Origin of the sequence: Bifidobacterium sp. SO4 (assembly GCF_018555355.1) — a bacterium.
Classification (GTDB): domain Bacteria; phylum Actinomycetota; class Actinomycetes; order Actinomycetales; family Bifidobacteriaceae; genus Bifidobacterium; species Bifidobacterium miconisargentati.
Window position 1 is genome coordinate 61,165 of the sequence record NZ_JAFEJP010000017.1, and the last position, 7,018, is coordinate 68,182.

Here is a 7,018-nt window from a genome sequence, read left to right on the forward strand (position 1 = left end):
CCTTGCCAGGGGAGCTGTCGACGTAGTCGACTGAGGGGTAGTCCCTCAAAAGAAGCTTCCGAGCCAAATAACAAACCTCACTACCCATGTCGTGCCCAAACCGAGCTACCATGAAAACCAGTTACCGACCGGAAGAAGGGGTGGCTCCAACGGCCGGGCAACAGGAGAGAAGAACGCACAGAGGGGCTGGAGAGCCATGTCTCATGCAACGCAGGGAATGAAGAAGAATCTGATTGGTGCCGTGGCTGTGATCGCCATGTGCCTTGCCGGTGCGGTCCCAGCAGCCGCATACGGCGATGAACCTACACAACCGAATGGTGAAACCGCCACCATACAGGCCGATAACAACTCCACGGAATCAACGCAGCAAGACGCCCCGAGTACCTCGGATCGATCAGACCAGGCGCAGTCCAGCGTTACGGCACAGTCGGGAAACACAGCCGACAGTCAAAGCGTGCCGAATGGCACCACAACGGAAAATGCGTCCACTGATGACTCAACAACGTCCCAGCAGACTCAGAGCAAATCGGCTAATACCCCTGCTCCGGATGAGGACAGCGCATCCCAAGACCCACTTAAACAACTGGCCGCCGAGAATAAAAACACCATCCCGGATGGCATCTACGCGCTCGCCAGCGGCGTAGGCGGCAGCCAGGTGCTGGACGTCAATGGTGGCGTCCTGACTGATAAAGCCAACGTGCAGACCTATCACAACAATCACACGTCCGGCCAGCGTTGGCAGGTCACGCATGATGATGCCGGCTTCATCACCCTGACCAATGTGCGCAGCGGCAAAGTGCTCGATGTGAACGGCGGCGTGGCTCAGAGTGGCGCCAACGTGCAGCAATACACCTCGAATGGGGGAGCCGGACAGCGTTGGGTTGCCGTTCCCACGTCTGACGGTAAGGGTTTCACGTTGTATTCCGCGCTGAATATCGGTTTGCGACTTGACGTGCATGGCGCCGTCAACAAGGACAAAACGAACGTGGAAATATATCGTGCCAACAGCTCCAAAGCCCAGTACTGGCTATTGGACACTTCCCCATACGTCCACGGCACCATCGAAGCCTATTGGCAGCGTCATGCCGCGCTTGGCCAGCCCAAAGCAAACGAGCAAACCGTCGGCGACTACCTGACTCAGGAATTCGCCAACGGTGCCGTCTACGTCAAGAAGGATGGCACGCTCTACGCTGTGGAAGGTGCCATGTACCGCACCTACGCCGAGGCGGGCGGAGCAACCGGCTGGCTCGGCTATCCGGTAGGCAATGCGCAGAATTCCAAGGATCGTGTGGCGCAGTCGTTCGAACATGGCAGCATCATCTCGCGCAACAACGGCAAGATCGTCACGGCCCTGACCGAGGAGGTCTCCGATTACTGGGTTTCCCAGAAGGGTGCGAATGGTTGGCTTGGTTGGCCCAAGGGCAGCGCCGAAGTCACCGATGAACGTACTGCGCAAGAGTTCGACGGCGGCACGGTGTACGTCTACCCAAACGGTGGCACGGTACCGAGCATCCGCAGCAAGTACTCTCAGTCCGGCAGCTGGTCGCTCGGGTCGTCTGCGAACAACATCACGGTGAAGTCCGGTAAGTACTACCTCCATGAGTATTCCGGCGGTGCCATAGTGGCTGCGTCCGAAACGGACTCCTCCACCGCCACGGTGATGAATTCCTTCGTTTACCGGTACTGGAGCAAGCAGGGCGGTCTGGGCGGCTGGCTTGGTGCGCCTACCGGCAATTCGGGAACTGCGGCTTCCGGCAGCTACCAGCAATTCAAGGGTGGTGTGGTGTATGCGTCTAAGTCGGGTGACGTGCATGCCGTCCATGGTGGAATGTTCGCCGAATACACCAAGCAGGGCGGTCCCACCGGCAAGCTTGGTCTGCCCACCTCGGACGAAACCGCGAGCGTGCGAAAAGGCGCATGGCAGTCATTCGAGCACGGCACGATCTACTGGCGTGCGGGTCTTGGAGCATTCACCGTCTCCGGTGAGTTCCTCGAGCGCTACCAATCGCAGAATGCCGAACGCGGCGACCGTGGATATCCGAGGTCCGAAGCGTACAACGACCGTGGTCACACCCGTCAGGACTTCGAGCACGGCTCCTATTGGAGCGACGGCATGCCCGCCGGTGTCTACACGCACAATCTGCATTGGGCCGGGCAGCCGAACCTCTATTACTGCGCGCCGACCTCCGGATATATGGTGCTCGCTACCGCCGGCCAGTGGAATGCCGCCAACGGCACTGGCCTGACCGTGAATAACGTGGCCCGGTATATGAACACCCAGCCTTGGGGCACCTATGATCTGGACGCCGTCAACGGCCTGAACAGGTGGGTCGGCAGCAACACGTTCTATGCCGAGCGCGCGCCGAGCTACGAGACGCTCCGTAACGCTGTGATGCATTCCTATGAGACCGGCTACGCCCCGATTCTGTTCACGTACGAACGCCGCGGCGGTCCGCATCCGAACGGTCACGCCAATGCCACGTTCGGTCATGCCATGGTGGTGGATACGTACAACTCGCAGAATGACGAGACGCTGATCGCCGACCCGCTGGCCTCCTACGGCGGTGCCCAGAAGTTCTGGTACAACCTCGGCAACTTCCGCAGGGACTACATGGTCTGGGCACCCTCGTCCGATGCCAACGACGCCGCGTCCTTCGTTGCTGCCCGATAATACCCCGGCTAGACAGTCTTGCCGGTATTTCCTCGGCTCCCCTTGTCAGGGGAGCTGTCGCCGGAGGCGACTGAGGGGTAGTCCTCGGAGAGGATATATCGCGTTAGAATCTTCTCGAAAGTTTACGGATCCACATGTCTGTCAATAACCCCGAATCGTCATCAACGTTGACTCAGCATGGCAATCACAAACGCGCCCGAATCACTATAATCCTCGCGGCAATAGTCGTAGTCGTCCTCGCTATAGCCGGCACGGTAGTAGGCATCCAGGTCGCCCAACACCAAACGGAAAGCCCGACCATCCAATCGGCATCCACCGACGGCGCCACCGTCCGGAAAAATGGTTCGCAACTGTTCGCCCCCGACTTGCCCTTCTCTCTCGATGGCGTCCCCGTCACCGGTTCCACCGTCGAAGTTTCGGAAGGTGCCCAACCCGCGCAATTCCAAAATTCCTGGATCTTCGGTGGTGATTTCTCCCAAATCGGCTCATTCCCCATCGATGCGGACACGGTATTCGGCTCGTCCACCACCGATTCGAACAATCTACAGGCCTATTACGCCGCGTTGATCGGCCAGAACGGCAATACCCAAAACATCGACCCGAATACCCAATCCAGCACTTTCTACGAGCCACAGGACGGCACGGGCGACGGGAATCGCATAGTCTGGAGGTCCTCCACCCTGAACACCGCCGCTCAAACCAGCGTGGACAACTGGCGGCTGCAGACATGGGATAAGGCTTCCGACAAAACCGTCACGCTCGGTACTGCTGCCGCTCTGAATGGCCGAGACGACACGCCGGCTACGTACGGTGAAGTGGTCCCCACTTTTAACGAGAAGAACGCCTACTTTGCCGCCAACATTCGTAACGACGATACCTGGCAGGAAACTATCCTTCAGTATTCGCTGACCGGCGATTCCGAGAAGCCTCGCGTGATTGCAGCCGGCAATTTCCCGGCCGCCACAAAAGACGGAGTCCTGTTCGCCTCCGATCCCGCCCAAAAGAACGATTTCCGCGCTTATGCCGCACTGAAGCACGACGACGGCACCAAAACCACCACGGTCTTCACCGTTCATTCGGACAACAACGCATGGGGCATCGCCGGCGTCTGGGCCCATGGCGATTATCGCGCCGTCGCCTTCTCTGACGGAACCCAGACCTCCGGCAACTACATCGGCCTTTGGTCCGATGATTTCAAAACCAACCTCGGCTGGATTCACGTCAAATCCGCCAGCGTGGTGGCCTCGATGAACAGCGACTGGATTGTCTGGGGCTCCGGCTCCCAAACCGACAACGTCGGCATGTACGCCTTCAACTGGCAGCGGTCAGAAGTCAAGTACCTAGGGGGCGTCCAAGGCTATTCCCGCCCCACCATCGCCGCCGACTCCAACACCGTGATGATTCCCCAATATGACGGCACCACCCAAGCCGTTGCCTTCACCGTTGGTTCCCTCGATTAACCATACGGATTTGCCCCTAGTACTATGTGCAAAAGGTGTTGGCAATGAAAATCCACCGATATACGGTATGGGGGCGTCTATGAGTGGATTAACGGATAACACAAAGCTGCTCAAACGACTCCGCCCAGGACTGCTCGTCCTGAGCACGGCACTCGGCGCACTGGCGGTCTGTGGCAACGTCATGCAGGCCCATGATTCCCTGAGATGGTCGATATCCGATATCCCGCAGTGGCTGTTCTATTCCGCTCTTGCATTTCTGGTGTGCATTGCCGGCGAGTATGCCGTCCGATATCTTCAGCGTTCGGATAATGATTCCATACTTCAACGAAAAATTAATTTCCTGAATTTTCAATCCGGCTGGCAACAAAGATTGATAATCACGGTAATCATATTCCTGTTCTGGCTTCCGTATCTGTTGTATCTGTATCCCGGCGTAATTTGGTATGACACCGCCAACCAATTACTTCAGTGGAATCATCTGCCGAACCTTTTCACCAGCGGTCAAATCACAGATCACCATCCGATATTTGACACCATGGTTTTCGGTCTATTCGTGCAACTGGGCAATCTCATTGGTTCCGGTGATTACGGTGTATTCCTATATTCACTGATTCAGTCGGCAATCACCGCCTGCGTTCTGGCGTATTGCCTGCAATACATGCGACAGCTTGGAGTCAGTCGACGAATGCTGATGCTTTCGCTGGCGTTTTTCTGCCTGTTCCCGATTTTCCCCATGTATTCCAGCGCGATGGCCAAGGACTCTCTATTCTTGCCGATATTCGTCCTATTTGTGATTCAGTGCGCACAGTTAGTCCAAAAGCGGGGGGAGCGGCTGATTAATCTCCGTCCGTGGATGGCATTGCTGGTTATTTCATTGCTGATGGCGTTGACCAAGAAAACGGGAGTATATATCGCGCTGGTAGTCGAATTAATGCTGTTCGTTTACGTGCAGAAAAAAGCTCGGCTCCGTCTTGCCGCTGTCATGATTATCGTGACAATGGTCATGACGGTGATTTTACCCAAGGTCGTATTCCCCATTGCGAATATCCAGCCAGGCGGCAAACAGGAAATGTTGGCCGTTCCTTTCCAACAGTCGGCCCGCCTCATGCGTGATCATGGCGATTCCATAAGTGAGAATCAGCGTGATTCCATTCAAAAGATACTGGGCAAGGACGTCGCAAGGCGCTACGTGCCCGGTTCGGCCGATTACGTCAAAGGATTCGTCTGGGACAACACGAAAAACAAGTATCTTCCCCGGTATGCGAAGGCATGGTTCGAAGGACTCATACAACACCCACTGACTTATGCCGAGGCATATGCGGGACTGGAATATGCCTGGCTGGCAATGCCCAATGCCTCCGACCGGCATATAGACGAGCGGCTTATGCCGGTCTATGCGCAAGGAGCGAATCATGGATTCTTCTCAGGTCATGAGCAGGTGGGCTTCACGGGCACGGGCTTGGCCAGTCCGGAGCGTGCGGGAAACCGAGGCGCGAGGGTCGAGCGCATCATCCTGTGGCTGGAACAGACACCTATCGGTATGGTGTTGTTCTCCCGCGCCATATGGTCCACATGGATTACGGCATTCCTGGTGTACCAATGCCTGAGGCGTCGTAGAAGAGGCGGATGGATACAGCTGCTTCGCATCTCCCCATTGGCAATCGCGTATGCTTCCCTATGGATTTCCCCGGTATCGGCATCCATAGAAGCCATGCGCTATGTGGTGTCGCTGGTATGCGTGGTGCCCTTGGCCTGTGCAATACTTGCCGTACATCCAGAAGATGACGAAACGCGATGAACTAGTATTGGGATGATGCCTTTCTTGGCTCCCCTTGTCAGGAGAGCTGTCGGCAGAGCCGACTGAGGGGTAGTTTATTGAGCATGATTCAAGAGGGCGAATCGTAATCGTCTTGAACTATGCGATCGGAAAAGAAGAGGCATGATGGATACTGTTGACTACTCAACTTGTCCGGAGACTGAAGAATTGACGCAATCGCAACCGCTACCGTCCGCTGTCCGTCCGAACAAGCCCGCTCCTCTGGTCTTCGTCTACGGTTTGAACATCCTCTCCTGCTTCGCCGTGGTTCTTCTGCACACCACGCTTCCGGTGTATGGCCCGACTCCCACACGACTTTGGAAGGAAATGGTTGGCCTTCAGGCGCTCGCCATCTTCGCCGTGCCGATCTTCTTCATGATCAGCGGCATGAATCTCTTGGGATATCGCGACCGTTATTCCACTGAGATGTTCTTCAGAAAGCGATTCTGGCGAGTGGGCCGGGCGCTTCTTTTGGGCAGTGTGGTGTGCTACATCGTTTACTGCACGTTTTCCAGTTCGTTCTACGGTGGTGACGCTTACGCCGGTAATCTCGGTGTGATTGATTTCGCGAAACGCTTCCTCACGAACCAGGTCAACGATACATACTGGTTCTTCTACTCGATTATCTACCTGTACGTGCTTGCCCCTGTATTGTCTTTGGTAGTCAAGAACCGCAGGTGTGTGGAGTATATGCTCCTACTTACGGCTGTGATCGGTGTGCTGTTCCCATTGGCCGAACGTTTCCATCTTGCGCCCGAGTACGTCAATACGTTATTCGGCTGGCCGTTGTTCGCCTCGGTGCCGCTGCTGTATTTTCTGGCCGGGTACTACTTCCACACGTATTGGAAACCGGTGAAGTATCAGGCGGTGATCGCAGCGGCGGTATTCATCCTCTGTGTGGCAGGCATGACTTGGCTGGGCCTGCGCTCCAATGGGTATGGCCATCGAGGTGCCTCATTTGAAAGTGAGCGCGAAACCGGGAGTGGTGCCTCACTGGAAGTGAGCGCGAAATCCTAGTCGGTGTCGGCTGGTGTTTCGTTGTGGTCTTCCGGTCGGACGCCCGCGATCTTG

Annotated in this window: 4 protein-coding genes; all 4 read left to right on the top strand. The window is 56.3% G+C overall.

The genetic code is table 11. The features are described 5' to 3' along the window. Window positions 1–256 precede the first annotated feature (256 nt). Window positions 257–2,671 carry an RICIN domain-containing protein gene (locus JS536_RS10350; RefSeq protein ID WP_276310846.1) on the top strand — a complete coding sequence of 805 codons (2,415 nt, stop codon included), beginning with the start codon at window positions 257–259 and terminating at the stop codon, window positions 2,669–2,671. 134 nt (window positions 2,672–2,805) lie between these two features. After that, entirely contained in the window at window positions 2,806–4,131 is a 1,326-nt protein-coding gene (locus JS536_RS10355; protein WP_214356849.1) for a hypothetical protein, read from the top strand. 79 nt (window positions 4,132–4,210) lie between these two features. Continuing rightward, window positions 4,211–5,929 (top strand): DUF6020 family protein, encoded by a 1,719-nt coding sequence (locus JS536_RS10360; protein ID WP_214356850.1) that lies wholly within the window; start codon window positions 4,211–4,213, stop codon window positions 5,927–5,929. A 141-nt stretch (window positions 5,930–6,070) separates the two neighbouring features. Continuing rightward, window positions 6,071–6,964 (top strand): acyltransferase, encoded by an 894-nt coding sequence (locus JS536_RS10365; RefSeq protein ID WP_214356851.1) that lies wholly within the window; start codon window positions 6,071–6,073, stop codon window positions 6,962–6,964. Window positions 6,965–7,018: the final 54 nt, after the last annotated feature.

What these genes read in the sequence shown, in the direction of transcription:
- JS536_RS10365 (WP_214356851.1), top strand. Translation starts at nt 6,071, where the DNA reads ATGATGGATACTGTTGACTACTCAACTTGTCCGGAGACTGAAGAATTG.
- JS536_RS10350 (WP_276310846.1), top strand. Translation starts at nt 257, where the DNA reads ATGTGCCTTGCCGGTGCGGTCCCAGCAGCCGCATACGGCGATGAACCT.
- JS536_RS10355 (WP_214356849.1), top strand. Translation starts at nt 2,806, where the DNA reads ATGTCTGTCAATAACCCCGAATCGTCATCAACGTTGACTCAGCATGGC.
- JS536_RS10360 (WP_214356850.1), top strand. Translation starts at nt 4,211, where the DNA reads ATGAGTGGATTAACGGATAACACAAAGCTGCTCAAACGACTCCGCCCA.